Genomic DNA, 25,085 nt, shown 5'->3' with positions numbered 1-25,085 from the left:
CGACGACTCGGGCGCCATCCCGGGTCGCCGCGCGGCCTCCTCCTACAGGGGGGACTTGGTGGTGGCGCGACTCCCTTCCTGCAGGAGCAGCTCGGCCGCCTGTCGGGCGGCTTCTCGCTGCTGACGAGAGAGACCGGGGATCTCCCGGTCGCCCTTGATCTGGTTGACGCGCCGCCCGAGCAGCGCCGACAGTGGCTTGGAGCGGGCGAAGGTCGTCCAGCCCTGGAGAGTGAGGGCGTCGCGCACGACACCGTCGTCGTCGAATGCCATGGCGACGTACGCCCGACCACCGCGGTAGCGCCTGCCGCCCACTCCGATGCTGACCTTGCCGACGCTGCGCAGCTTGCGGACGTCCGCCATGAACTGCATCGACTGGCGATAGCTGAGGTAGAGCTGGACGATCCAACCGGCGACGACCGCAGCGAGGATCCAGAAGGCGGTGCTCATCTCTTCACTCCCTTGGTGGGGCTCGTGTGCTGGGTCAGTTCGGCGTCGTCGCTCAGCACGCAACGGGCCAGGCTCTCGTCGCAGACGAGAGAGTCGATCAGGTGTCCGCGCAGGGCACCGAGGACGCCGGCTGCCTTGGCGCGTCCGGAGGCCACCCCGACCACGTTGGGGATCTCGACCAGCTCGGCGAGCGAGATGCCGAGCACGTGGTCCTCGACGGCGCCGAGCACGGGTGCGCCGGTGGCGGTGAAGTAGCGGGCCGCCACGTCGCCGACCGGATCGGCGGCCCAGAACTCCTTCTCCTCGTCCGCACTGAGGTCGAGGCTGGACAAGATCGCGGCCGAGGAGCCGTGACTGGGGGTGCCGATGCCGACGAAGGCGAGATCTGCCTGGCGAGCCAGCGCGAGCGCCTGGGCGACCGACGGCTCGGCGAGCATCGTGTCGCGGGCGATCGTGGTAGAGAACGTCGCGGGCGAGTGCAAGAAGGTGTAGGACGCCCCGAGCCGGGACGCCAGCTCGCGGACCAGCTCGTGTCCGCTGATCTCGTTGCTGATCGAGGACATCCCACCGACGAGTTGGACGACCTGGAGGCTGTAGTCACCGGTCTGCGGGGTCGCCCACACCATCGACTGCAGACCGTGGCCCCAGCTCATCCCGATCGTCATGGAGTCGGCGAGGGAGTCGACCAGCAGTTGGGCGGCAAGGGTGCCGACCTGCTCCTCGGCGCGGCCGAGTCGACCGGCTCCGCGGGCGGCCACGCGGACGTCGTGGAGACCGAAACGCTTGCGCAGGGTGTTCTCCAGGTCGCGCGAGCGGCCCGCTGGGTCGTGCACCCGGATCTCGACGATGCCCTGGCGCTGCGCCTCGGTGAGCATCCGCGAGACGTTGGATCGACTGGTGCCGAGCTCGGCGGCGATGTCGTGCTGGGACTTGCCGTCAAGGTAGTACAGCCGCGCTGCGGCGAGCAGGGTGCTGGGGTCCCGCGGCGCTGGCATCGTCACCTCCGTGATTATCGTTTGCACATCTGCTCGCCGAACGTAGAGGTGTGACGTCACTCACGTCAAGGCCCTGCCCGGAAAATCTCGCGGCCCTGGCGGACGTCGTCGGTTCTGCTCGCTCCGGCGACCAGGTTGTACGACGTCTCGCGGGGCTGCTTCACACAGACGTTCCCGCCTGGTCTTCGAGAGCCGCGGTGAGCCGAGCGGCGAGGTCGTCGGGGCCGGCCAGGTCCGTGGTCAAGAACTCCTCGAGGTCGGTCCGTTGCAGGGTGCGCACCAGTCCGCCGAGCAGGCCCACGTGGCGGGTCGGATCGTCGACGAGGAGGAGGACGACCAACCGCGCCGCAACCGTCCGGTCCTTGCTCCCCATCTCGCGGAACTCCAGTGGCCGGTCGGCCAGGAGCAGGCCGATGCCCGGACGTCGCACGTGGCTGGCATCGGCGTGCGGGATGGCGCAGGGGAGCGGGGTCGGCAGACCGGTGGGATGCTGGCGCTCGCGGTCCACGACCGCCTCCGGCAGGGTCGACAGGGCATAGCCCTGTTCCACCGCTGCCCGGGTGAGCAGGAGCAAGGCCTCTTCGGCGTTGCCGACCGGTGGCCTCACGAAGGTGAGTGAGGCCACCGGCCGGGCATCGACGGTGTCGGTCACGCCGAACCTTCCGGGGCCGCCTCGGCGGACTCCGCGGCGAGCGCGTCCGCGTCCCGCTTCTTCATCACACCGCGCACCCACCAGGCGAAGGCCAGGGCGCCCACCAAGGCGATCACGTTCATCACCGGGCCGATGTAGCCGAACCACACCAGCAGGCCGGTCAGCGGGTTGGCGCCGTCGACCAGCGAGGAGATCTCGGCAGCGCCAGTGGTGTTCTCGAAACCGGACCGCAGCGCCACCTCGGTGAAGGTCGACGCGATGGCGGTGGCGATGAACAGACCGCCGCCGATGGCGATGGCGCCACCGATCACCGAGCGGATGATGTTGCCCCGGAAGATCGGGACCATCACCGCCACGATGAAGGGGATGGTGGCCAAGTCGACCAGTGGGAGCACCCGGTTGCCCACCGGGGCCAAGATGATTGCGACCAGCAGCGTGATCGGCACCAGGATCAACGAGGTCGCGATGACCGCAGGGTGACCGATCGCGATGGCGGAGTCGAGACCGATGTAGTACTTGCGACCGGGGAAGCGCTTGGACATGAAGTTGCGCGCCGCCTCCGACACGGGGATCAGACCCTCCATCAGGATCGAGACCATCCGCGGCAAGATCACCATGATCGCGGCCAGGTTGATCGCCAGGGTCAAGATCGCGATCGAGTCTGCACGGGGGTCGTCGAAGCCGTAGCCCGCCAGCCCGAGCAGCAGGCCGATGACCGCGCCGAGAAAGACCGTCTCGCCGAAGATGCCGAACTTCTTGTTGATGGCCGCCGGGTCGGCCTCGACCTTGTTCAGGCCGGGGATCTTGTCCATCAGCGCGTTGAGCGGAATCGCCAAGAAGGCATACGGCGCACTGGTGCCGTGCGGGAAGGAGATGTCGGGGTAGTTGAAGTACTTCTGGATGTACGGAGCCGCGTAGTCGGCCATCGCCAAGACGATGATCATGGCCACGCCGGCGGCGAACAGACCCCACCAGAAGCTGCCGCTGCCGACCGCTACCAGGGCGCCGACCAGGGCGAAGTGCCAGTAGTTCCACAGGTCGATGTCGAAGGTCCGGGTGAGCCCCAGCAGGAGCAGCACGATGTTGAGGGCGAGGCAGAACGGGATGATGACGGCGCCGACGTGCGAGCCGAAGGCGATCGCGGCACTGGACGGCCAGCCGACGTCGACCACGTCGAGGCTGACGTCGAAGCGGTCGGCCATCGCCTGCGCGACCGGGCTGACCTGCCCGAAGAGCAGGCCGATAGCCAGGTTGATGCCGACGAAGCCGACACCGATCAAGATGCCGGAGCGCAGGGACTTGCCGAACGTCTGGCCGAGGATCAGTGCGAAGATCGTGATCAGGATCGGCAAGACGACGGCAGCACCGAGGTCGTTGAGATATGCGGAAATGGCTTCCACTGTGGGGTTCTCCTCTCAGAGGTGACGAAGTCTCCGGTCCGCGGGGCGGCCGGAAGAGTGCGAGGTTGCTCGGGCGGGGCGGTTGCCCAGCAGGACTTGCCCGAACACGTGCTAGCTCAAGGCGCGGGTGATCTCCTCGAGGGCGCCGTCCTTGCCCATCCCGGTGAGGAAGGGCAGGCCGGCGACCACCGGGACCGTGATGGTGTCCGGCACCTCGGTGGTCGAGACGATCAGGTCGACGTCGGGGTTGCCGGAGAGCAGGTCCATGACCTTGCCTTGGGCCACCGAGACGTCGATCCCATGCGACGCGCAGTGCTCCCGGATCTCGGTAGCGACCACGGTCGAGGTGGCTACTCCGGTGCCGCAGATGACGAGCACCTTCTTCATGTGCACGACCTCCTTGTCGTGTTGGTGGAGCGGTGTCTGGTCAGCCAATCAGCCGACGTCACCCCTCGACGAGGCGACGCGCGAGGATGTCCAACAGTCGGGCACCGTGCATGCCGTCGGCCACGCGATGGTCGATGGTCAGACCCACCGTGACGGTGAGCGCGAGCCCGACACCACCGGGCACCGCGACCGGGCGCTGTTTGATCGAGCCGACCGACAGCACCGAGGCCTGCGGCGGCGTCAACAGCGCCTGGAACCTGTCCACGCCCATGCCGCCGAGGTTGGACAGCGAGCCGTTGGCGATGGCCAGGTGGCCGGGGGCGATCTTGCCGCGCTGCGCCTCGGCGATCACTGCCTTGAGCTCGGCGTCGAGCTCGGTGGGCGTCATCGCATCCGGCTCCGCCATGACCGGGACCAGCAGACCGCGCCCGGTGGCGACGGCCACGGCGACCGCCGGCGGGCCGGAGTCGACGGGTCGACCGTCCTCCCAGCGGGAGAGCAACTCGGGCACCTCGCGCAGCGCCTTGGCGTAGGAACTGAGCAACAGCGTGTTCCACGACACCCCGTTGCGGTGCGCGTCCGCGGTGTCGAGTTCTAGGTCGCGCCAGACGGTGAACTGCGGGATGAGAGCGCTCGGCTCCATGGTGCGAGCCACGATGGCGCGTACGGCAGCGCGACGGTCGGCCGAGACCGGCTCGGCCGCTGGTGCGCTGGCTACGGCTGGTGCTGCCGTCACGACCGGCGCGGCGGGGGTGACCGGGGTGAGCTTGGCCTCCACGTCGGACACGGTGACCAGGCCGTCGGGACCGGAGCCCGAGATGGCCTCCAGATCGATGCCATGCTCGCGGGCCAGGCCCCGGGCGCGAGGGATCGCCGGAGTGGGCCCGGTGGGTCGGACGGGTTCGGTCGTCGAAGAGGGTTCAGGCGTGGCGCCGACGGCCTCGACGGACGGCTCGGCCGGCTCCTCGACCTCGACGGAGGCGGCCAGCTCAGGCTCGGGCTCAGGCTCGAGCAGCAGGTCGCCGAAGCCGCCACCGTCGTCCTCGCCTTCGACCCAGGCGATGGGCGCACCGACTTCGGCCATGCCGGACTCGACGACGATCTCGACCAGGGTGCCGGCGACGGTGCTCTCGACCTCCATGTCGACCTTGTCGGTCATCACCTCGCAGACCACGTCACCGACGGCGACCTCGTCGCCGACCTTGGCGTGCCACTCCGAGACCTCGCCCTCGGTCATCGTCATCGACATCTTGGGCATCCGGATCGCCAGCCGGGCCATCAGGACTCCTTCGCCAGGGTGCGGGCCTGGTCGACGATGTCGGGTGTCTGCGGCACGCAGGCCTTCTCGAGCTGAGGGGCATAGGGGATCGGGACGTCGAGCCCGGAGAGCCGCTTGATCGGGGCGAGGAGCCGGTAGATCGTGTCCGATCCGGCGATCCGGGCTGCGATCTCGGCGGTGAAGCCGGTGTGCCCCGGCGCCTCCTGGACGAGTAGCACCCGACCGGTGCGCGAGACGCTCTCGTGGATGGGGGCGTCGTCGAGCGGGCTGAGTGTGCGTGGGTCGATGACGGTCGCCTCGATGCCCTCGCCCGCGAGCTCCTCCGCGGCAGCCAGGGATCGGGACACCATCACGCCGGTGGCGACGATGGTCAGGTCGCCGCCCTCACGGCGTACGGCGGTCTCGCCGAGCGGGGTGCGCACCGCCTCGGTCGGCACCGGCCCGGACTCGCGGTAGAGCAGCTTGTGCTCCAGCACGATGACCGGGTTGGGATCGTCGATCGCCGCGAGCAGCAGGCCCTTGGCGTCGGCCGCGGTCGCCGGCATGACGACCTTGAGGCCGGGCACATGGGCGAACCAGGCCTCCAGGCTCTGTGAGTGCTGGGCCGCGGCCCCGGTGCCGGAGCCGAGGGGCGCCCGCAGCACCATCGGCACGCTGGTCGCGCCGCCGAGCATGAAGTGGATCTTGGCCGCCTGGTTGACGATCTGGTCCATCGCCTGGTTGGTGAAGTCGGAGAACTGGATCTCCACGATGGGGCGCATGCCAGCCAGGGCGGCGCCGACGGCGGCGCCGACGATGCCGAGCTCGGAGATCGGGGTGTCTCGGATGCGCTCGGCGCCGAAGCGGTGGTAGAGATCTCCGCTGACGCCGAACGCGCCGCCGTAGACGCCGATGTCCTCACCGAGCATGAAGACGCGATCGTCGGCCTCCATGGCCTGGCCGATCGCCTCCCGGACGGCCTCGGCATAGGTGATGATGCGGTCGCCGGTCTCGGCCGCCGCGGATGTGGTCTGCACAGTCATCAGGTGTCCTCGGGCTCTCAGGCGTAGACCGCGGTGAGCAGGTCGGCCGGATCGGCGTCGGGGGCGGCGTTGGCGGTGCGGACGGCGTCGCGGAGCCGGTCCATCACCTCGGCGCGGACCTGGGCGATCTCGTCCTCGGTGAGCAGCCCGGCCTCGACGACCTTCCGCTCGAAGTCGGGGATCGGGTCGTCGTCTCGCCACTCGGCGATCTCGTCCTTGGTGCGGTAGAGGTTCTTGTCGGACTTGCTGTGCCCCTTCCAGCGGTAGGTCAGCGTCTCGATCAAGGTGGGGCCGTCGCCGGCGCGGGCGCGGTCGACCGCGGTCTGCGCTGCGTCGTAGACCGCGACCACGTCGTTGCCGTCGACGGTCACGCCGGGGAAGCCGTACGCCGCGGCGCGGTCGGCGATGTGCTCGATGGCGAACGCCTTCTCGGTGGAGAAGGACATGCCGTACTTGTTGTTCTCGCAGACGAAGACCACCGGCAGCTTCCAGATCGCGGCCAGGTTGACCGCCTCGTGGAAGGCGCCCTCGTTGGTGGCGCCGTCGCCGAAGAAGCAGGCGACCACGCGGTCCTCGCCACGCATCTTGAAGGCGAGCGCGGCGCCGGTGGCGATCGGAATGCCGCCGGCGACGATGCCGTTGGCGCCCAGGTTGCCGGTCGCCACGTCGGCGATGTGCATCGAGCCGCCGCGGCCACGGCAGTAGCCGGTCTCCTTGGCGAGCAACTCGGCCATCATCCGGACCAGGTCGGCGCCCTTGGCGATGCAATGACCATGGCCGCGGTGCGTCGAGGTGATCGCATCGTCCTCGCGCAGGGCCAGGCAGATGCCGGTCGCCGACGCCTCCTCTCCGATGGACAGGTGCATCGTGCCGTGCATCAGGCCGCGGGCGAACAGATCGTCGACCGCCTCCTCGAAGCGTCGGATCGTCCACATGGTCTCGAGGGTCCGACGCGCGTTCTCCGGGCTGGCCAGCGGCGCTCCGCTCATCCCGTCCTGCCTCCTATGCACAATCGTGCAAATCGTTGTCACGTACGTTCCGATCGTAGGTGACGGCGATCACCCGGCGCAAGGGGCCGACGGAGCCGCCAGTGGAGGCCGCCAGTGGAGGCCGTCAGTGGAGGAGGGCGGTGGCGATGGCGGCGATGCCCTCGCCGCGGCCGGTGAGGCCGAGGCCGTCGGTGGTGGTGGCCGACACTGAGACGGGTGCCCCGACGGCGGCGGTCAGGATCTGCTCCGCCTCCGCGCGCCGTGCCGCCAAGCGGGGTCGGTTGCCGATCACCTGGATCGCGATGTTGTCGATGCCGAACCCGGCCTCGCGCACACGGTCCACCGTCTCGGTGAGCAGGGTGACCCCCGAGGCGCCGGCCCAGGCCGGGTCGGCGGTGCCGAAGTTGCTGCCGAGGTCGCCCAGGCCGGCCGCCGACAGCAGCGCGTCGCACGCGGCGTGTGCCGCCACGTCGCCGTCGGAGTGGCCTTCTAGGCCCATCGGCTCCTCCGGCCAGTCCAGGCCGGCCAGATGTAGCGGGACGCCGGCTACCAGACGGTGCACGTCGACTCCGATGCCCACCCGATCGCCAGTCACAGTCGCATCATGCCCGATCGTGGCCCATGACCGGCGGGGCCGGTCTGGCAGGGATGCGTCACAATCGATCGGGTGAGGTCGTCACGCACCGCGTGGGTGGTGGCTGGGCTGTTCGGCGGCCTGGCCGGGCTGGTCGTCAGCCTGCTCGCCTCGGTGTTGCTGGTGGTGCGTGAGCAGCCAGTGGTGGCGGTCGCGGAGATGGTCATCCGGGTCACCCCCGGTCACCTCGCCGAGAAGCTGATCGCGCTGGTCGGGCACTGGGACAAACCGCTCCTGGTGGCGGGCACGGTGATCGGCTCCCTGCTCTGCTTCGCCGCGGCCGGACTGCTCGGGCGTCGACACTCCTGGGGCGCGGTTGCGGTCTTCACCGCGATGGGTGGGCTGGCGGTTGCCGCAGTCCTCACCGGACCACAGGGCACGCCGACCCGGCTGGTGCCAGTGGTGGCGGGCTACCTGACCTGGCTCGCCGTGTTCGCCTGGCTGGCCGGCGGGTTGACCACGGTCGCGGCCTCCCGGCGCGCTGAGGGCACGAGCGACGCGAGCGGAGCATCCGGGGTCGACACGCCGGGGCTGCTCAGTCGGCGCGGCTTCCTCGTCCGGGTGGGGGTCGTCGGCTCGGCCTCGGTGGGGGTGGGCGTCCTCACTCGCGTCAAGGGTGCGGGCGCTCGCGCCGTGGAGGAGGCGCGCAGTCTGGTCCGTCTCGACGGGGTGACGATGCCGGCCATCCCGGCGCGAGCGCGCCTCGGACTGCGGGGGCTGACCCCGTGGCTGACCGAGAACGACGACTTCTACATCGTGCACACCGTCATCACGACCCCCACCATCGACCCGACCGCGTGGAAGCTGCGCATCCATGGGCTGGTCGACCATCCCTACGAGCTGACCTATCAGGACCTGCTCGACATGGAGAAGACCGAGCTGTGGATGACCTTGAACTGTGTGTCGAACCCGGTCGGCGGTGATCTGATCGGCAACGCCTGGTGGAGCGGCGTGCTGCTGAAGGGCCTGCTCGAGAAGGCCGGCGTGCAAGCAGATGCGGACGCCGTGCTGCAGACATCGGAGGACGGATGGACGTGCGGCACGCCGCTGTCCACCCTGCTCGACGACCGCCAGGCGATGCTGGCGCTGGCCATGAACGGTGAGCCGCTGCCGATCGAGCACGGCTTCCCGGTCCGCACGATCGTGCCTGGACTCTTCGGCTATGTCTCCGCCTGCAAGTGGGTGGTCGACATGGAGATCACCCGCTTCGACAAGATCGAGCCCTACTGGGTCCAGCGAGGATGGGCCGAGCTCGCCCCGGTCAAGCTGTCGTCGCGGATCGACGTGCCGTCCTCGGGCGACTCCGTCCCAGTGGGACAACTGAAGGTCGGAGGCCTGGCCTGGGCCCAGACCACCGGCATCAGATCGGTGGAGGTGTCACTCGACGGCGGCGAGTGGGTGACCGCCGTCGTCGGGCACGTGCCGACCGACGACACCTGGGTGCAGTGGATGACGACCATCGACGTCGCCGAGGGCGATCACCAGGTGGCGGTGCGGGCCATCGACAAGACCGGTGAGGTGCAGACCGGAGAGATCGCCGACGTGGTGCCCGACGGTGCGACCGGCTGGCACACCGTCGACTTCACCGCCGAGGCAGAGTGACCGTCCGGGCGGCGTCACTCCGGCCGATGCAGCCAGGTGGTCTTCAGACCGGTGAACTTGTCGATCGCATGCGGCGACAGGTCACGACCGAACGCGTCGCGCACCCACGTGCACGCGCCACCCTCCTCGGTGAAGGCGCCGCCGGTCTCGGCGAACACCAGGCCGTAGGGGATCAAGAACGTGATCGCGAGCACGAGCGTCCAGGTGAACGCTTCCGCTCCGAAGGTCGACACCGCCCTCAGCGTCTCCAGCCCGACGACGGCTGCGATGAGCAGGAAGACGATGTCGAAACGAGCGGCGCCCTGGCTGCGTTGCCGCACGCTCGAAAGACGCCCAGTCTGCCTTCGCGCCAGCGCCTTGCCATCGCACCCCTCCGGTGCCGCTCGCGACGGCGCCCCTCCACGGATCCAGGCTTAGACTCGCGGGGTGACTCTGAGGCTCTATGACACCGCTGCGCGCGAGCTGCGCGACTTCGCCCCCCTGGTCGAGGGACGGGTAGGTGTCTACGTCTGCGGGCTCACGGTCCAGTCCGAGCCGCACGTCGGCCATGTGCGCTCGGCGGTGAACTTCGATGTGCTGCGGCGCTGGCTGACCTACCGGGGCTATCACGTCACCTTTATCCGCAACGTCACCGACATCGACGACAAGATCCTGACGAAGGCGGCCGATCAGGGGATCCCGTGGTTCAACCTGGGCTACACCATGCATCGGGAGCTCGATCGGGCGCTTGCCTCGATCAATGTGCTGCCACCGACCTATGAGCCGGCCGCCACCGGCCACATCCCGGAGATCCTCGAGCTGATCGGCGAACTGGTCGCCGCGGGTCACGCCTATGCCGCGGAGGACGGGTCGGGTGACGTCTACTTCGACGTGCGCTCCTGGCCGTCGTACGGCGAGCTGACCCGGCAAGGGGTCGACGACATGGAGCCGGCCGAGGACGCCGACCCGCGCGGCAAGCGCGACCCGCGCGACTTCGCGCTGTGGAAGGGGTTCAAGGCCGGCGCCGAGCCGGAAACTGCCGCCTGGCCCTCGCCCTACGGTCGTGGCCGGCCGGGCTGGCACATCGAGTGCTCGGCGATGGCGGGGAAGTATCTCGGTGCCGCGTTCGACATCCACGGTGGTGGGGTGGACCTGCGCTTCCCCCACCACGAGAACGAGCAGGCACAGTCCCGGGCAGCCGGTCGACCGTTCGCGTCGTATTGGATGCACAACGCCTGGATCACCACCGCCGGCGAGAAGATGAGCAAGTCGCTGGGCAACTCGCTGCTGGTGCCGGAGGTGCTCAAACGGGTGCGCGGGATCGAGCTGCGGTTCTACATCGTGGCCGCGCACTACCGCTCGCACGTCGAGTTCTCCTTCGAGGCGCTCGACGAGGCAGCAGCAGGGTTCCGTCGGATCGAGGGGTTCCTCGACCGCGCCGCGGATGTGGGTGCAGTGGTGCCGGCGGCGGGACTGCCGGAGGCGTTCGTTGCCGCGATGGACGACGACCTCGGCACTCCCGCCGCGGTCGCGGTGATCTACGACTCGGTGCGCGACGGCAACCGGCTGTTGGCCGAAGGCGACCAGGCCGGCGCGATCCGGATCGCCGGCGAGGTGACCGGGATGCTCGACGTGCTCGGACTGAACCCGGCCGACCCCGCCTGGGGGAGCGTCACCGACGCACACGACGCCAAGCTGGAGGCAGCACTCGAGACACTGGTGGAGAGCCTGCTGCAGGAGCGCGCGGAGGCCCGGGCGGCCAAGGACTGGGCGCTGGCCGACACGATCCGGGGTCGCCTCAAGGAGGCCGGGATCGAGATCGAGGACGCCCCGACCGGATCGGTCTGGTCGATCTGATGGCAGGCAACTCTCAGCGGCGCGGGGCCGTCCGCAAGTCCAACAAGAAGCCCGCCGTCGGCTCCGGCGGACGGGTTCGGCGCGGCCTCGAGGGCAAGGGCCCGACCCCGAAGGCTGTCGACCGGCCCTACCACAAGGCCCACAAGAAGCGGGCCCAGTCAGAGCGCGCCGCCGCCGCCCAACCCAAGCGGAAGGGCGGATCCAGCGATGCCGAATGGGTGGTCGGGCGCAACGCCGTCATCGAGGCGCTGCAGGCGGAGATCCCGGTCTCGGCGCTGTACGTCGCCGAGGGGGCCGAGCGCGACGGTCGACTCAGGGAGGCCTTCCGGTTGGCGGCCGACGCGAGGATCAGCCTGCTCGAGGTGACCCGTGCCGAGTTGGACCGGATGACCGGCGTGTCCGGGCATCAGGGCCTGGCCGCCCGCGTGCCGCCGTACGACTACGCGCACGCCGACGACCTGCTCGTCCGCGCGGACGAGCTCGGCGAGCCGCCGCTGGTCGTGGCGCTGGACTCGGTGACCGATCCGCGCAACCTCGGCGCGGTGGTGCGCTCGGCGGCAGGATTCGGCGCCCACGGCGTGGTCATCCCCGAGCGGCGAGCGGCGGGCATCACCGCCGCGGCGTGGAAGACGTCGGCCGGAGCGGCGGCACGCATCCCGGTGGCCCAGGTGGTCAACCTGGTCCGCCAGCTCAAGGCCTACCAGGAGGCCGGCTGTGTCGTCGTCGGCCTCGACGCGGCCGGTGACCTCGCGCTGCCCGAGCTCGACTCCACGGACCTCGACCTGGCGAGCGGACCCCTGGTGCTTGTAGTCGGCTCGGAGGGCAAGGGCCTCGGCCGGCTGGTCCGCGAGACCTGTGACCACCTCGTCTCGATCCCGATGGCCAACCAGCTGGAGTCCCTCAACGCCGGTGTCGCCGCTTCGGTCGCGCTCTATGCGATCGCCCGCGCCCGCGCCTGAGCCCGACGAAGCGCAAAGGGTGAGTCGTGACCGCCGGCGAGGGCAGCGAGCAGGCTGACGAGGGAGCCGTCGAGGGAGCCGGGAAGCAGACCGTCGACGGGGCCGTCGACGGGGCCGTCGACGGGGCCGTTGACCGGGCCGCGGACCCGGCGCCGTGGGCGCGCCGACGGCGCGAGCTGATGCTCGCTGGCGCGGTGCTGATCGGTTGGCTGCTGCTGACCGGGCTGCTCGGCTCCTTGCTGTTCTTGCACTCCAGTCGCGTCGTCCTGTTTGCCGGCCACCAGACCGTGGTCACCCCCAACCTCAGCGGTCATCTCGTGGTCAACACCGGACCGGTGCTGCCGGATGCACGGATCCCGACCAGTCAGGGGCTGGGCCTGAACCTCGACCTAGGCAAGACCGAGGTCGACTCGGTCCAAGATCTGGTCCAGCGCTATGCCTTCTTGGCCAGCCACCCCGAAGGTCAGATCGCGGTGATGCACTCCGCGGTGAACTCGATGGCGCTCGCGGCTGCGCTCCGCGGCGCCGTGCTCGCGGCGTTGCCGATCGCGCTGTGGTTCCTGCTCGGCAAGGCCCGACGCGCCGACCTGCTCGCGGTCGTGCGCTCGTGGCGTGGTGCGCTGGTCACCCTGGCGGCGATGATCGTGGTCGGCCTGCTCGTGGTCCAACCCTGGCGCGCGCCCGACGCCAGGATCAAACAACAGTGGATCCCGCTGGCGGAGGCCGCAGGTGTGTCGCTGCCCCAAGAGCTCGGCGGCGTCGAGGTGACCGATGACGCCGCGACGTCCGACGTACGCCGGCTGGTGCAGAGCGCGGTCGCGACCTATCGGCAGAGCAAGGAGTGGTACGCCGTCGCCACCGACGAGGCCGCGACCCTTCCACTGCGTCAGCCACTGCGGGGGGACACGGTGGTCCTCATCGTGTCCGACCGCCACGACAACGTCGGGATGGATCCGGTGGCTCGCGCCATCGGCGACGCCGGGGGCGCCACAGCCATCTTCGACGCCGGGGACGACACCTCGGCGGGGTCCACGTGGGAGGCCTTCAGCCTGGACTCGCTGGAGGAGGCGTTCGCCGACTACGACCGCTATCTGATCGCCGGCAACCACGATCACGGTGGCTTCGTCGTGCGCTACCTCCACAAGCTCGGCTGGACCCACCTGGACGGCAAGTCCATCACCGGTCCCGGCGACGCCGTCCTGTGGGGCGTCGACGACCCTCGCTCGTCGGGCCTGGGTGCCTGGCGCGACGAGACCGGCAGCACCTTCGCCGAGACCGAAGAGTGGGTGGCCGATCAGGCCTGTGCGGCGAAGACCCGGATCAGCACCGTGATCGTGCACGACGCGAACCTCGGCCGCGAGGCGTTGAACCGCGGCTGCGTCGATCTGGTGGTCGGTGGACACACGCACGTGCTCAGCGGCCCGACCAAGATCCGCGGCGCAAACGGCTCGACGGGCTACACCTTCACCAACGGCACCACCGGCGGGGCGGCCTACGCCATCGCCGTCGGCTCGAAGCCCAAGCGCGAGGCCGTGGTCACCCTGCTCAGCTATCACGACGGTCGCCCGGTTGGACTCCAGCCGGTCACGTTGCAGACCGACGGCACCTTCACCGTCGGCGACTACACCGAGCTGACCTATGAGTGAGCGTCCCTGGCGATGTCGGTGGCGTCGGCCGCTGTAACGCTTGGACAGGTAGAGGTGTATCTGACCTCGACCTCTTCTGGGAGGACATCATGAACCCGACGTCTTGGACCGACGCACACGATCGGCTCCTGGCCGACGCCGCGCCGCCCGTGCCCGAATCGCCGGGCGCCGAGCTCGAGCAGATCTGGACCCATACGGCTCGAGTGATCGGGGACCAGGGCCGTCGGCGCCGGGTCGGCGTCCGGGTCGGCGTGGCTGCCATCATCGGCGCGGCGGTGCTCGGCAGCTCCGGACTGGCCGCCGCAGACCTCATCACGGCCCGCACGGGGGAGGGGCCGGTGGACGCGGAGGACCTTCGTCTGGGTGGACCGGGCGAGAAGCTGATGCTCGCAGCCCCGGACTTCGGCGACGTCATCGCGGAGGAGACCGTGGACATCCCGTTCCCGAGCCGTGAGGCTCGTGAGATCTCCCTGCGAGACCAGGTCCATGACGAGCGGTTCGCGGGGACCGACGAGTTCACCACGACCGGCAACGTCCGGGCCTGGACGGCCAAGATGGCGCTCTGCTCGTGGTCGAACCAGTGGGCGGCAGCGACCCGAGACAACGACCAGGCCGCTCGCGCGGAGGCGATCGACATGATCCAGGCGGCGCCGACGTGGCCGGCTGTCACCGCGATCGATCCCGAGCCCTACAGCCGGATGAAGACCCAGAAGGTCGCCGACGAAGAGGGCAACGTCACCACCGAGCACTACCGAGACGAGAGCCTGTTCTTCTATCTCGGCCCGCTGGGTCAGGCGGTGGAAGGCCGTGATCCAGCCGCCGTGGGCCGCATTCTTGCCAAGGACAGCGGCGCCTGCGTGGCCGAGCTTGTGCCCGATCTCACGCAGGCCGACCCGCTCTACCCGGAGCGGTGACGTGCGAGGTGCCATTGACGCCGAGCAGTTCGAGGAGCTCTACGGCGCCACGGTCCGCGACGTGCTCGCCTATGCGCACCGCCGAGGCGCCGCGAGCGCCGAGGACTTGGCCGCCGAGGTCTACGTCGTGGCCTGGCGGCGCCGCGCGGACCTGCCCGCACCCATGCTGCGACGGGCCTGGCTCTTCGGCGTCGCCCGCACTCTGCTCAAGGCCGACGGCCGCGAGCAGCGGCGCGACCGTGAGCTGGCCAACGAGCTCGCCGCCCGTCCTGAACCGTCCACCGACCCGCCACGGAGCGACCGCAGGGCGTCCGTGGTCGCCGCCGCCGTGGCGCGACTGCCCCCCAACGACCGCGAGGTCCTTCAACTCGTGGCGTGGGAGGGCCTCAGCCCGGCCGAGCTCGCGGTCGCGCTCGGCGTCCGCCCCGGCACGGCCAGGGTGCGTCTGCACCGCGCCCGCCAAACCCTTGCATCCGACCCGGCCATCCGGGCGCTCGTGGCAGAGCCCACCGCGACGGTGACCACCGCCATCGGCTGAGCGCCCGTCACGTCTCCAGCGAGAACTGCCGATCCTGAAGAGTCGTATCGCGATCACCGGCTCGCCGTCGACCTGCTCTCGCGCTGGCGACCAAGGATCGCTACGCCGGGTCGGGAGATCAGTCGGTCAGGTGATCAGTCGGGGTCCTCGGGGGTCACGTCGGCAGTAATCGCCTCTTCGGGCTTGGTCAGCAAGACGTGGTCGATGTAGTCGCGGGCGGCGGTGAAGATGTCGACCTCGTGCCCGGCCCGCTCGGAGAGATACCACCGGTGCACCAGCACCTCGTGGTAGACCTCCGCCGGCTCGAGCTTGCCGCGCGCCTCAGGGGGGACCATCGCGATCAACGGGTCGTAGATCTCGAGCAGCCAGCGGTTCGCCACCAGGGCGCGGTCCTCGCGGCCGAGATCACGGCTGGCGGTGTAGGAGGCGATGTCGTTGAGCAGCCGTCGGGCCTGGCCGTCCTCGACGTACAACCCGGTGAGCGACTGCAGCTCCCGCTGGTGGTGGCCCAGCTCGACCACCTTCGGCTGGATCAGCACCTTGTCGCCGTCGAAGTCGGTGACGATGTCGAGCTCGGCCACATCGAAGCCGAGGTCGTTGAGGCGCTCGATGCGCTGCTCGATGCGCCACATCTCGTCGTCGGAGAACTCCTCCTCGCCGGTCAGCTCGAGCCACAGAGCCAGATAGCGGCTCTCGAGCATCGCCACGATCTCCTCGCCCCCGAGACCGTCCTCGAGGCCGAGCATCGCCTCCAGGTCGAGCAGCTCTCCGAAGATGTTCTCGCAGCCGACGAGGACGTCGTTGGCGCGCATCTGTGGTGACAGCGCGGCGTGGAGCTCGCCGGTCTCCGCATCGACGAGGTACGCCGTGAACCCGCCGGCGTCGCGGCGGAACAAGACGTTGGAGAGTGAGACGTCGCCCCAGTAGAAGCCGGTTAGGTGCAGCCGCACCAGAAGCACCACCATGGCGTCGACGAGCTGCGGGATGTGCTCGATGGTCACGCCGTGGGCGAACAGGCTGCGATAGGGGAGGGAGAACCTCAGGTGCTCGGTGAGCAGGGCGGCGGGGAGGGGGTTGCCGTCCCCGTCCACCCGCCCGCTCACCACGGCCTGCGGGATGACGGTCGGGAGGCGGAGGCGCTGCAGGTCGCGCAGCATGCGGTATTCCCGCAGCGCCATCGTCTCGACGGTCTCCTTGACGGCATAGATCCGGCTGCCGAGTCGGACGATGCGCACGACGTGTCGGGAGAGGCCGCGCGGCAGGGGTACGACGTACGGCTCCCCCCACTCCTCCAGTGGTGTCGACCACGGGAGCGTCAGGATCGCCGGATCGGGTCGGTTCGCCTTGATGGTCAGGGCCATGCTCGCCGCACCTCTTCTGCGTTGCTGCGTTGCTCGGGCTGTCGGGGTTGCTCGGGCTGTCGGGGTTGCTCCGACGGCCCGGTCTGCTCGGTGTCGGAGGGGTGCTGCTCGTCGATGAGCCGGCCGAGCAGGCTCGTGGCCCGTGTGCAATGCGGTAGATCCTCCACGAACACGTGCCGACCGTCGGGCCCTGCGAGTGGGATGCGCCAGTTGGGGTACTCCTGGTCGGTGCCGGGCTGGTTCTGGGTGCGGCGCTCGCCGACCAGATCGGCCAGTGACACCCCGAGCAGTCGCGAGGGCGCCCGGGCCAGCAGCGCGTGCAGCGCCTCGACCTGCTCCTCGACCTCCGGCCGGATGCCTGGCCGGTCGGCGAGCAGTCCGCGCTCGCGCGCGAGTGCCAAGAACGCCTCCCGCTCGACCTCGGCCGCGGTCAGCTCCTCCTCGACCGGCCGGGTGAGCAGCCCGAGCGCCTCGCGCAGACGGACGTGGTCGCCGGCGAGATAGCCCGAGGTCGGGGGAAGATCATGCGTCGTCACCGACGCCAGGCAGAGCTCGCGATAGGTCTCCGGCGGCCGAGGGGTCGCCCGGTCGTACTCGAACCACAAGATGGAGGTGCCGAGGATGCCGCGGTCGGCGAGATAGTCCCGCACGAACGGCTCCACGACACCGAGGTCTTCTCCCACGACGAACGCTCCGGCGCGCTCGGCCTCGACCATCAAGATCGCGACCATCGCCTCGTGGTCGTAGCGCAGGTAGGCGCCCTCGTGGGCGGGTCGGCCCGCGGGAATGCACCACAGCCGAAACAACCCCATCACGTGGTCGACGCGCAGTCCGCCGGCATGTCGCAATGCGGCGCGGAGCATGGCGACGTACGGCGCATACTCCAGCTCGGCGAGTCGATCCGGCCGCCACGGGGGCTGCGACCAGTTCTGGCCGAGCTGGTTGAAAGCGTCGGGCGGGGCGCCGACCGTGACGCCGGTGGCCAGGGCGTCGCCGAGCGCCCAGACGTCGGCACCGCGGGGGTGCACGCCGACGGCGAGGTCGGTGACGACGCCGATCCGCATCCCGGCGTCGACCGCGGCGGCCTGGGCGGCGGCGAGCTGCTCGTCGCAGATCCACTGGAGCCAGCAGAAGAACTCGATCCGGTCCGAGAGCTCCTCGCTGATCGCCGCGACCTCCGCTGACGCGGGGTCGGCTGCCCACTCCGGCCAGGTCTCGGGTGGCCCGAGATGCTCGACCAGCGCGCACCAGGTCGCGAATCGGGTCAACGCTGTGCCCTCGCGCTCTCGGAAGGCCGTGAACGCGGCCTGGCGGGCGGGGGAGCGGCGGGCGGTGAAGACGGCGTCGAGCGCACCCAGCTTCGCCGACCAGGCCTCCTGGCGGTCGAGCAGCTCGTCGGCCTCGTGCTGGCGGACGGTGGCGGCGTACTTGTCGACGATGGCCGCCGGAGTCGCCGCCAGCGTCGCCACTTCCGGGATGTCGGCGACACGGATGTAGAGCGGGCTGGCGAATCGGCGTGAGGTCGGCAGGTAGGGCGAGTTCTGCACCGGCGGCACCGGCTCGGCGGCGTGCAACGGGTTGACCAGGACGAACTCGCCGCCCAGCTCAGCGGCCCAGGTGGCCAGGCTGGCCAGGTCGTGGAGGTCGCCGAGGATCCAGGAGTCGTGGGAGCGCACGGAGTAGAGCTGCACTAGCAGCCCCCAGGCCTGCCGATCCAGCTCCGCGGGCAGCTTGAGCCGTCGTGGTGCGACGACCAGGAGGACGCTCTCCTCGCGGTCCCCTGACCGTGCACGCAGGCGGTGATATCCCGTGGGCAGGTCCACCGGCAGCTCGACGGCGGCCTCGCCGACCAGCTCGTCGTCGATCTGACGGGGAGCGACGTTGTGCTCTACCTGGTGGATCGAGATGGTGGCTGCGGCAGCGCCGCCGTGCTTGGGGTCGGCGCCGGTCTCGGGGACGACGTCGACGTGGAGCGGATCGCCATGGCGGACGTGGACCAGCACTCGCGTCGTCGTACCCACTCGAGCGACGACGACCGGGGGCAGCATCTTGCGCCAGGGCGCCTCCTCGGCTGCTCGCACCGCTGCGTGAACCGCCTCCGCGGTCGTGGCCTCGACCCCGAGTGCCCCGAGCACCGCTGTGACCGTGTCGATGCTGACCGGCACATGATTGCCGCGCCAGTCCCAGTAGTCGGTGGACACCCCATAGCGCCGGGCCAGCTCCTCCAGCTCGGGCCAGCTGTTCACATCGTCGGTGCTCACACGGTCCAGTCTCTCCTGTCGGGGCTGGTTACGATGACCCAGCGTCGCATCGTGGCGCGCGCCGCGTTAGCTCAGTGGTAGAGCACCCGCCTTGTAAGCGGACGGTCGTCAGTTCAATCCTGACACGCGGCTCGGGGAGGTCTCCGACTGTGGACGTCAGCGCAGTTGTCGGGGCGTGAACTCGCAGGCCGGATCTGCGATCGCGTCCTGAGCCTCGACCAGGCGCAGCTCGCGCTCGCCGCTGGCGAGGGTCGCCTGGAGCACGGTGAACACCGACGACGCGGTGCGCGCGAGCGCCTCGCTCGGCGAGCCGGTCTCGTGCAGATGAGCGGTGAACAGGGCGGCGGTGATGTCGCCAGACCCGTTCGCCTTCATCGGCAGCCGGGGCGTCTGCACGATCCAGGCGCCGTCGCCCGTCACCGCCATCATCTCGATGGTGTCTGCCGGTCGATCCGGCCGCTCGACCGAGGTCACCAGCACCACCGACGGGCCCATCTCGCGCGCCAGGTCTGCCGAGGCCAGCACGTCGGTGAGGGTCTTCGGCTCCGTCCCGGTGAGGAAGCCGAGCTCGAACTGGTTGGGTGTGATGATGTCCGCGACGGGGATCACCCGCTCACGGATCACCGGCGGGATGGCCGGGTCGACGAAGCAGCCGGAGTTGGCGTTGCCCATCACCGGGTCGCAGGTGTAAGTCGCCCGCGGGTTGGCCGCCTTCACCCGGCCCACGGCGTCGACAATCACCTCCGCTATCGCGGGGCTGCCCTGGTAGCCCGACAGGACCGCGTCACACGTCGACAGCACGCCACGCTCCTCGATCCCGGTGATGACGTCGCGCACGTCGTCGGCAGTGAGGAGCGGGCCCCGCCAGGCGCCGTAGCCGGTGTGGTTGGAGAAGACCACCGTCAGCACCGGCCACACCTCATGACCCAATCGCTGCAACGGGAAGACCGCCGCCGAGTTGCCGACATGGCCGTAGGCGACCGAGGACTGGATCGACAAGATGCGCACGGCGGTCATTCTCCCAGGCTTAGGTGGTGACCGACAGGGGCGGCGCGGCCGGTGAGCTCCGCCGTGGTCGGGGTTCTCGGCCGGGTCGCTGGTGGTCTGGCCTGCTCGGCTCGGCGTCTGCCGCGGTGTTCTTGCGTCTCCTGCGGTGCTGTGGTGGCAAAGTGCCTCGTATACGGGGTCTTCAGCCACCACAGCACCGCGGCAGATGGGTCAGGGCCACCACAGCACCGCGGCAGACGGGCTCCGGCGGGTCGAGGGGTTGCCGTTTGGGCCCAAACCGCAATCGGGGACGGCGAGAATGCAGTTTCGGGCCAATCGATGGGTCTTCGCGCGATCCGGAGCCAGGGCCCCGCCGATTGGACGCAAACGACATCGGAAACGGCGTCTGGCGTGTCGTTTGCGCCCAATCGACGACCCTCCCTCGCCCGGACCCGAAACTCTGGTCACACCAGCCACATGGGCCGCTGCGATTACCGGCAACCAGCAACTCGGACGGCGACCCGGGCCACAGACCGCCTCTCCGCGTAGGAGCCCTGTCGGTCGCGACCCCAGCCGACCAGCAACCCGGACAGCGGCCGAAAGCTGAGCACCAGTTCCCCGCGTAGGCGCCCTGTCGGTCGCAATCCCAGGCCGCCAGCAACCCGGCAGCGCAACTGGAAGTCCGAGCGGCGCCTACCCGCGCGAACTCCGACCGGTCAGGCGACCTGGAAGGAGCGCTTGGCCAAGCCCATCCAGTAGCCGTCGATGACTTGAGCCGGCGGCTCGTCGGGATCGGTGGCAGCGCCGAGTGCGATGAACAACGGGATGAAGTGCTCGACGGTCGGGTGGGCGTAGGGCATGCCTGGCGCGGTGGAGCGGTACGCCGCCAAGGTGTCGACGTCGCCCCTGCCCAGTGCATCGGCCGCCCAGAGGTCGAAGTCGACCGACCAGCCGGGGGCGGCGGCGTCGAGGCGCCACTCGGTGAGGAACGGCAGCCCGTGGGTCAAGAAGCCGGACCCGATGATCAACACGCCCTCGTCGCGGAGCGGACGAAGCCGCTGCCCGATGGCCAGCAGCCGCTCCGGGTCGGAGGTGGGCAGCGACATCTGCACGACGGGGATGTCCGCGTCGGGATACATGATGCGCAGGGGCACCCAGGCCCCGTGGTCCAGCCCGCGCGAGGTGTGCTGGTGGACGGGTTCGGTGTCAGGCATCAACGCGGCGACCCTGGCGGCCAGCGCCGAGGCGTCCGGGGTGTCGTAGGTCATCTGGTAGTACTTCGCCGGGAACCCACCGAAGTCGTAGACCAGGTCGACGCCCTGCGCGGACAGCATGATCGGCGCCGACTCCCAGTGGGCGCTGACGATCAGCACCGCCCTGGGCCGCGGGAGCTCAGCCGACCAGGCGGCGAGCTGGCCAGACCACAGCGGGTCGTCGAGGAGTGGCGGGGCACCATGGCCGATGTACAGAGCAGGCATCTGGTCGGGCATGTCTACATAATGATTGACTCTTCAACTTTGTTCCATCGGTGGGTCAGCTGAGCGACCAGTCGATCGGCTCGCCACCCCGCTCGGTGAGGAGTCGGTTGACCTGGGAGAAGGGCCGTGAGCCGAAGAAGCCTCTGGCTGCGGACAGCGGTGACGGGTGGGGTGACTCGACCCAGGGGACCGACCCCAGCATCGGCTTGAGAGAGCGGGCGTCGCTGCCCCACAGGATCGCCGCGAGCGGTCCACCTCTAGCCGCCAGCGCCGAGATCGCGCACTCGGTGACCTCCTCCCAGCCACGCCCACGGTGGGACCCGGACGAGCCCGGGCGCACGGTGAGCACTCTGTTCAGCAGCATCACGCCCCGATCGCTCCACGCCGTGAGGTCGCCGTGTGCCGGCGGCTCGATGCCGAGGTCGGTGCGCAGTTCTTGGTAGATGTTGCGCAGCGAGCCGGGCAGCGGGCGTACGTCGCGAGCCACCGCGAAGCTGAGACCGATCGGGTGTCCCGGCGTGGGATAGGGATCCTGCCCGACGACGAGGACGCGTACGTCGGCCAGCGGTCGTTGGAAGGCGCGCAGGATCCGGTCGCCGGCGGGCAGATAGGGCCGCCCGGCCGCGAGCTCCTCCCGAAGGAACTGCCCCATCGCGGTGATCCGCTCGTCGACGGGTGCCAACGCCTCGGCCCAGTCCGGCGCGACCAGGCCCTTGTCGACGAGTCCAGCAAGTGCGCTCATCGGCTCACCGTATCGACGTCACGGTGTCGAGGTCACGGCGTCGAGGTCACGGGGTCGTCCCAGGCCGGACCGGTCGGGAGAGCCGGTCGAGGAAGGCGATCAGCAGCGCCTCACGCATTGCGGGCGAGGCGACGTCGAGCATGGCGTTCACGGAGGCCATCCGGGTCGGCAGCTCCAGGCCACCGTCGGCGGATTGGCCGACCAGCCCGGAGGCAGCCAGCAGGTTGTCGAAGTCCTCGTCACTCAGCGAGGCGGGATCGAGCGCCTCGATGAAGGCGACCACGCCCTGGTCCACCTGCACCGGACCGGCAGAGACCGCCGCCGCCACCGACTCCGCCAGGGCGTCGACGAGCTCGTCGAGATGGTCGGCGGTGGCCGCGCTGACCGAGAGGTGGACGGTCGGCCCGTGACCGGCGTACGACAGCTGCGGCTGGACGTACCACCCGCGTGCGGCCATCTCGTCGCAGAACGTGAAGGGGTCGCAGCTGGTGTCTGTCTCGAGGACGACGAGCGTCGAGTCGGGCCGGGTGGCGAGCCGCAGACCCGGCTGCGCCTCGATCGCGGAAACGATCCGGTCCACGGCCTCGAAGGCGCGCTCCGCCAGGACCTGGTAGCCGTCGTCCCCGATCACCTGCATCACCGACCACGCGCCCGCCAGCGGCCCGCCGGACTTGGTGGACTGCATCGTCGAGTTGAGCATCGTGTAGCCCGGCCAGTCGGCCGAGGCGAAGAACTGCGGCTTGCGCAGCGCCGCGGAGCGGTGCAGCAGGATCGAGGTGCCCTTGGGGGCGTAGGCGTACTTGTGCGTGTCCAGCGACATCGACGTCACACCCTCGACGTCGAAGGTCCACGGCGGCACCGCCCGGTCGAGTCGCACCGCATAGGGGAGGACCCAGCCGCCGATGCAGGCGTCGACATGGCAGCGCACACCCCGCTCAGCAGCCGCCGCGGCGATCTCGGGAACCGGGTCGACGACCCCGTGGGCGTACGACGGTGCCGACGCGACGACCAACACTGTCGCGTCGTCGACCGCCGCAGTCATGGCGACCGGATCGGCCCGGAAGTCGGGGCTGACAGGGATCGAGCGCAACTCGAGCCCGAAGTAGTGCGCTGCCTTGCGGAAAGCGGCATGCCCCGTGCTCGCGATCACCAGGTTGGGCCTCGCCAGCTCGGGTCGGGCGTCGCGGGCTACCTGCACCGCGAGCATGCAGGACTCCGTCCCACCGGAGGTGACCGTGCCGACCGCTTCGGCAGGCGCGCCGACCAGGTCGCAGGCGAAGCCGACCAGCTCGTTCTCCATGGTGAGCAGGCTGGGGAAGGCGGTCGGATCGAGACCGTTCGTGCCGGCGTACGCCGCGACCGCGTCACGGCCGAGCTGGTCGACCTCGGGCAGGCCCGCGTCGTAGACATAGGCGAGGGTGCGGCCACCGTGCACCGGCAGGTCGGCCGCGCTGAGTTGCCGCAGCCGGGCGGCGACCTCGGTCGGGTCCGTCACTGGTCGACCTCCTGGGCTTCGAGGGAGTAGCGGCGCAGCCAGAGCAGGCTGACCACGGTCAGCAGTGCGGGCAGCAGGGAGAAGCCGAGCACGATGGCGGTGAGGGCGGAGTCCGGCTGCGCGACATCGCCGCCGGCCGACGAGCGGTAGCCGCCGATGGCCAGCACTAGTGCGAACAGCATCGGGCCGAGGGCCAGACCGAGCGTCTCGGCGGCGGTCCAGACTCCGGTGTAGACGCCGGCTCGGTTGGATCCGGTGCGCCGCGCATCCACGGCAGCCGCGTCGGGGAGCATGGCGAGGGGGAACACCTGGCAGCCGGCGTAGCCCACCCCGACCAGGGTCGTCGCCGCGAACACGACAGCCGGCGGGGCGACCCGGGCGGTCAGCACCAGCGCCGCCCCGATAGCCAGGACCAGTGAGGCCGCGACGTAGCCGGTCTTCTTCCCGATGCGCTGCCCGATCACCGACCAGACCGGCGTCAGCACCAACGCGGGTCCGACGAAGCAGATGAAGAGGATGGTCGCGGCGCCCTCGTTGTCGAGCACTCGCTCGGCCAGGTAGTTCACCCCGGCGAGCATGCAGCCAGTGGCCAGCGCCTGGATCACGAAGGTGGTGAGCAGGTTGCGGAAGTCGTGGTCCACCGCGACGATCCGCAGCTGGTCGCGCAGTGACCCTGGGCCTGGGGAGACCTTGCCGATCGGCGCCCGCGCCGTGCCCCGGTAGGCCAGCAGGGCACCGACCAGGATCACGGCCGCCATGATGACGCCCATCACCCGGTAGCCGTCGCGACCGCCCACGGCATCGCGGATCAGCGGGGCGGAGGCGCCGGAGAGCATGATCGTGAACGCGAGGATCGCGACGCGCCAGGTCATCAGCCGGGTGCGTTCGTCGTACGACGTCGTCATCTCGGCCGGCATCGCCACGTAGGGCACCTGAAAGAAGGCGTACGCCGTCGCGGTGGCGAGGAAGAAGACCAGCACCCAGCCGGCGTCCATCGCCTTCGAACCGGTGGCCGGCCCCGCGAAGATCAGCGCGAAGCCGAGGCTGAGCAGCAACCCCGCCCGCAGCAACCAAGGGCGGCGCGGCCCTCGCCTGTCCTGGGTGCGGTCACTGATCCTGCCCGCGATCGGGTTGAGGATCACGTCCCAGGCCTTCGGCGCGAACACGATCACCCCGGCCACTGCCGCCGCGACCCCGACGCTGTCGGTGAGGAACGGCAGCAGCATCAATCCGGGGACGGTGCCGAACGCCCCGGTGGCCACCGATCCAGCGCCGTAGCCGACCCGCACGCGACCGCTCAAAGGCGCTGTCGCAGAGCCCGGCGACGCTGACATGGCCGCACCCTAGTACGCCTCCGCGGCTCGCTAGAGCGCGGCTACTGGTGCGTACGACACGTCTGCTGAACCCTGGACACCAGTTAGTGTGAGTTCGCATCGGACGCCAAGGAGGGTTGCTGATCTT

22 protein-coding genes, 1 tRNA gene and 1 pseudogene are annotated in these 25,085 nt (G+C 69.9%); 7 read left to right on the top strand and 17 right to left on the bottom strand.

Annotation, left to right across the window (positions count from 1 at the left end; all coding sequences use genetic code 11):
- Positions 1 to 42: 42 nt before the first annotated feature.
- From QM714_RS09915 to ispF, 9 genes are all read right to left on the bottom strand, one after another.
- The gene (locus QM714_RS09915; RefSeq protein WP_415099963.1) at positions 43 to 447 is read right to left on the bottom strand and encodes a transcriptional regulator GutM; all 405 of its coding nucleotides are present in this window, start codon (positions 445 to 447) and stop codon (positions 43 to 45) included.
- Positions 444 to 1,442, bottom strand: coding sequence for a sugar-binding transcriptional regulator (locus QM714_RS09910; protein ID WP_415099961.1), 999 nt, complete (start codon positions 1,440 to 1,442; stop codon positions 444 to 446). The genes QM714_RS09915 and QM714_RS09910 overlap by 4 nt, the downstream gene beginning before the upstream one ends.
- Positions 1,443 to 1,602: 160 nt before the next feature.
- Positions 1,603 to 2,094 (bottom strand): PTS sugar transporter subunit IIA, encoded by a 492-nt coding sequence (locus tag QM714_RS09905; RefSeq protein ID WP_415099959.1) that lies wholly within the window; start codon positions 2,092 to 2,094, stop codon positions 1,603 to 1,605.
- Positions 2,091 to 3,494, bottom strand: coding sequence for a PTS galactitol transporter subunit IIC (locus QM714_RS09900; RefSeq protein ID WP_415099957.1), 1,404 nt, complete (start codon positions 3,492 to 3,494; stop codon positions 2,091 to 2,093). Before QM714_RS09900 ends, QM714_RS09905 begins: the two co-directional genes overlap by 4 nt.
- A 111-nt stretch (positions 3,495 to 3,605) precedes the next feature.
- Positions 3,606 to 3,929 (bottom strand): PTS sugar transporter subunit IIB, encoded by a 324-nt coding sequence (locus QM714_RS09895; RefSeq protein WP_415099955.1) that lies wholly within the window; start codon positions 3,927 to 3,929, stop codon positions 3,606 to 3,608.
- Between the two features lie 10 nt (positions 3,930 to 3,939).
- The gene (locus tag QM714_RS09890) at positions 3,940 to 5,160 is read right to left on the bottom strand and encodes a dihydrolipoamide acetyltransferase family protein (protein ID WP_415099953.1); all 1,221 of its coding nucleotides are present in this window, start codon (positions 5,158 to 5,160) and stop codon (positions 3,940 to 3,942) included.
- Entirely contained in the window at positions 5,160 to 6,182 is a 1,023-nt protein-coding gene (locus QM714_RS09885; RefSeq protein WP_415099951.1) for an alpha-ketoacid dehydrogenase subunit beta, read from the bottom strand. The genes QM714_RS09890 and QM714_RS09885 overlap by 1 nt, the downstream gene beginning before the upstream one ends.
- Before the next feature lie 17 nt (positions 6,183 to 6,199).
- Positions 6,200 to 7,171 (bottom strand): thiamine pyrophosphate-dependent dehydrogenase E1 component subunit alpha, encoded by a 972-nt coding sequence (locus QM714_RS09880; protein WP_415099949.1) that lies wholly within the window; start codon positions 7,169 to 7,171, stop codon positions 6,200 to 6,202.
- A 124-nt stretch (positions 7,172 to 7,295) separates the two neighbouring features.
- Positions 7,296 to 7,766 carry a 2-C-methyl-D-erythritol 2,4-cyclodiphosphate synthase gene (gene ispF / locus QM714_RS09875; protein WP_415099947.1) on the bottom strand — a complete coding sequence of 157 codons (471 nt, stop codon included), beginning with the start codon at positions 7,764 to 7,766 and terminating at the stop codon, positions 7,296 to 7,298.
- A gap of 72 nt (positions 7,767 to 7,838) precedes the next feature.
- On the opposite strand from ispF, the gene QM714_RS09870 reads away from it, so the two are divergent.
- On the top strand, positions 7,839 to 9,407 hold the full coding sequence (locus QM714_RS09870; protein ID WP_415099945.1) for a molybdopterin-dependent oxidoreductase: 1,569 nt from the start codon (positions 7,839 to 7,841) through the stop codon (positions 9,405 to 9,407).
- A gap of 83 nt (positions 9,408 to 9,490) precedes the next feature.
- On the opposite strand, the pseudogene QM714_RS09865 reads toward QM714_RS09870, so the two are convergent.
- Positions 9,491 to 9,760: pseudogene (locus tag QM714_RS09865) on the bottom strand (amino acid permease); the annotation flags it as partial.
- 73 nt (positions 9,761 to 9,833) lie between these two features.
- Here QM714_RS09865 and cysS point away from each other — a divergent pair.
- The 5 genes from cysS to QM714_RS09840 all read left to right on the top strand — a co-directional run bounded on the left by cysS (position 9,834) and on the right by QM714_RS09840 (position 15,300).
- Positions 9,834 to 11,243, top strand: a complete 1,410-nt coding sequence (gene cysS / locus QM714_RS09860; RefSeq protein ID WP_415099943.1) for a cysteine--tRNA ligase — start codon at positions 9,834 to 9,836, stop codon at positions 11,241 to 11,243.
- Positions 11,243 to 12,202: a 23S rRNA (guanosine(2251)-2'-O)-methyltransferase RlmB gene (gene rlmB, locus QM714_RS09855; RefSeq protein WP_415099941.1), complete on the top strand. Its 960-nt coding sequence runs from the start codon at positions 11,243 to 11,245 to the stop codon at positions 12,200 to 12,202. Before cysS ends, rlmB begins: the two co-directional genes overlap by 1 nt.
- A gap of 26 nt (positions 12,203 to 12,228) precedes the next feature.
- Positions 12,229 to 13,848, top strand: a complete 1,620-nt coding sequence (locus QM714_RS09850; RefSeq protein ID WP_415099939.1) for a metallophosphoesterase — start codon at positions 12,229 to 12,231, stop codon at positions 13,846 to 13,848.
- A gap of 89 nt (positions 13,849 to 13,937) precedes the next feature.
- Positions 13,938 to 14,762 (top strand): hypothetical protein, encoded by an 825-nt coding sequence (locus QM714_RS09845; protein WP_415099937.1) that lies wholly within the window; start codon positions 13,938 to 13,940, stop codon positions 14,760 to 14,762.
- Position 14,763: 1 nt separating this feature from the next.
- Complete coding sequence (locus QM714_RS09840; RefSeq protein WP_415099935.1) at positions 14,764 to 15,300, top strand: RNA polymerase sigma factor; 537 nt, start codon at positions 14,764 to 14,766, stop codon at positions 15,298 to 15,300.
- Positions 15,301 to 15,434: 134 nt separating this feature from the next.
- On the opposite strand, the gene QM714_RS09835 is transcribed toward QM714_RS09840, so the two are convergent.
- Together QM714_RS09835 and malQ are read right to left on the bottom strand one after the other, a co-directional pair.
- Positions 15,435 to 16,661: a DUF4032 domain-containing protein gene (locus QM714_RS09835; protein WP_415099933.1), complete on the bottom strand. Its 1,227-nt coding sequence runs from the start codon at positions 16,659 to 16,661 to the stop codon at positions 15,435 to 15,437.
- A complete protein-coding gene (malQ, locus tag QM714_RS09830) occupies positions 16,652 to 18,907 on the bottom strand; it encodes a 4-alpha-glucanotransferase (protein ID WP_415101050.1) in 2,256 nt (751 codons plus the stop codon). The genes QM714_RS09835 and malQ overlap by 10 nt, the downstream gene beginning before the upstream one ends.
- Positions 18,908 to 18,982: 75 nt before the next feature.
- Between malQ and QM714_RS09825 the strand changes: the two genes are divergently transcribed.
- A tRNA-Thr gene (locus QM714_RS09825) sits at positions 18,983 to 19,054 on the top strand.
- A 24-nt stretch (positions 19,055 to 19,078) separates the two neighbouring features.
- Here QM714_RS09825 and pdxY read toward each other — a convergent pair.
- From pdxY to QM714_RS09800, 5 genes are all read right to left on the bottom strand, one after another.
- Positions 19,079 to 19,939, bottom strand: coding sequence for a pyridoxal kinase PdxY (pdxY, locus tag QM714_RS09820; protein WP_415099931.1), 861 nt, complete (start codon positions 19,937 to 19,939; stop codon positions 19,079 to 19,081).
- Positions 19,940 to 20,625: 686 nt separating this feature from the next.
- On the bottom strand, positions 20,626 to 21,399 hold the full coding sequence (locus QM714_RS09815) for a dioxygenase (protein WP_415099929.1): 774 nt from the start codon (positions 21,397 to 21,399) through the stop codon (positions 20,626 to 20,628).
- A 43-nt stretch (positions 21,400 to 21,442) separates the two neighbouring features.
- A complete protein-coding gene (locus QM714_RS09810; protein ID WP_415099927.1) occupies positions 21,443 to 22,129 on the bottom strand; it encodes a uracil-DNA glycosylase in 687 nt (228 codons plus the stop codon).
- 46 nt (positions 22,130 to 22,175) lie between these two features.
- Entirely contained in the window at positions 22,176 to 23,624 is a 1,449-nt protein-coding gene (locus tag QM714_RS09805; protein WP_415099925.1) for a pyridoxal phosphate-dependent decarboxylase family protein, read from the bottom strand.
- Complete coding sequence (locus QM714_RS09800) at positions 23,621 to 24,958, bottom strand: MFS transporter (protein ID WP_415099923.1); 1,338 nt, start codon at positions 24,956 to 24,958, stop codon at positions 23,621 to 23,623. The genes QM714_RS09805 and QM714_RS09800 overlap by 4 nt, the downstream gene beginning before the upstream one ends.
- Between the last annotated feature and the right edge of the window lie 127 nt (positions 24,959 to 25,085).

The organism is Nocardioides sp. (assembly GCF_047602075.1).
Classification (GTDB): domain Bacteria; phylum Actinomycetota; class Actinomycetes; order Propionibacteriales; family Nocardioidaceae; genus Nocardioides.
This window is presented reverse-complemented; position numbering and strand designations above follow the sequence as displayed.

Bases quoted from the DNA above. Each gene is read 5' to 3' on its own strand.
- QM714_RS09915 (WP_415099963.1), bottom strand. From the start codon at position 447: ATGAGCACCGCCTTCTGGATCCTCGCTGCGGTCGTCGCCGGTTGGATC.
- QM714_RS09910 (WP_415099961.1), bottom strand. From the start codon at position 1,442: ATGCCAGCGCCGCGGGACCCCAGCACCCTGCTCGCCGCAGCGCGGCTG.
- QM714_RS09890 (WP_415099953.1), bottom strand. From the start codon at position 5,160: ATGGCCCGGCTGGCGATCCGGATGCCCAAGATGTCGATGACGATGACC.
- QM714_RS09885 (WP_415099951.1), bottom strand. From the start codon at position 6,182: ATGACTGTGCAGACCACATCCGCGGCGGCCGAGACCGGCGACCGCATC.
- QM714_RS09880 (WP_415099949.1), bottom strand. From the start codon at position 7,171: ATGAGCGGAGCGCCGCTGGCCAGCCCGGAGAACGCGCGTCGGACCCTC.
- rlmB (WP_415099941.1), top strand. From the start codon at position 11,243: ATGGCAGGCAACTCTCAGCGGCGCGGGGCCGTCCGCAAGTCCAACAAG.
- QM714_RS09845 (WP_415099937.1), top strand. From the start codon at position 13,938: ATGAACCCGACGTCTTGGACCGACGCACACGATCGGCTCCTGGCCGAC.
- QM714_RS09835 (WP_415099933.1), bottom strand. From the start codon at position 16,661: ATGGCCCTGACCATCAAGGCGAACCGACCCGATCCGGCGATCCTGACG.
- pdxY (WP_415099931.1), bottom strand. From the start codon at position 19,939: ATGACCGCCGTGCGCATCTTGTCGATCCAGTCCTCGGTCGCCTACGGC.
- QM714_RS09815 (WP_415099929.1), bottom strand. From the start codon at position 21,399: ATGCCCGACCAGATGCCTGCTCTGTACATCGGCCATGGTGCCCCGCCA.
- QM714_RS09810 (WP_415099927.1), bottom strand. From the start codon at position 22,129: ATGAGCGCACTTGCTGGACTCGTCGACAAGGGCCTGGTCGCGCCGGAC.
- QM714_RS09800 (WP_415099923.1), bottom strand. From the start codon at position 24,958: ATGTCAGCGTCGCCGGGCTCTGCGACAGCGCCTTTGAGCGGTCGCGTG.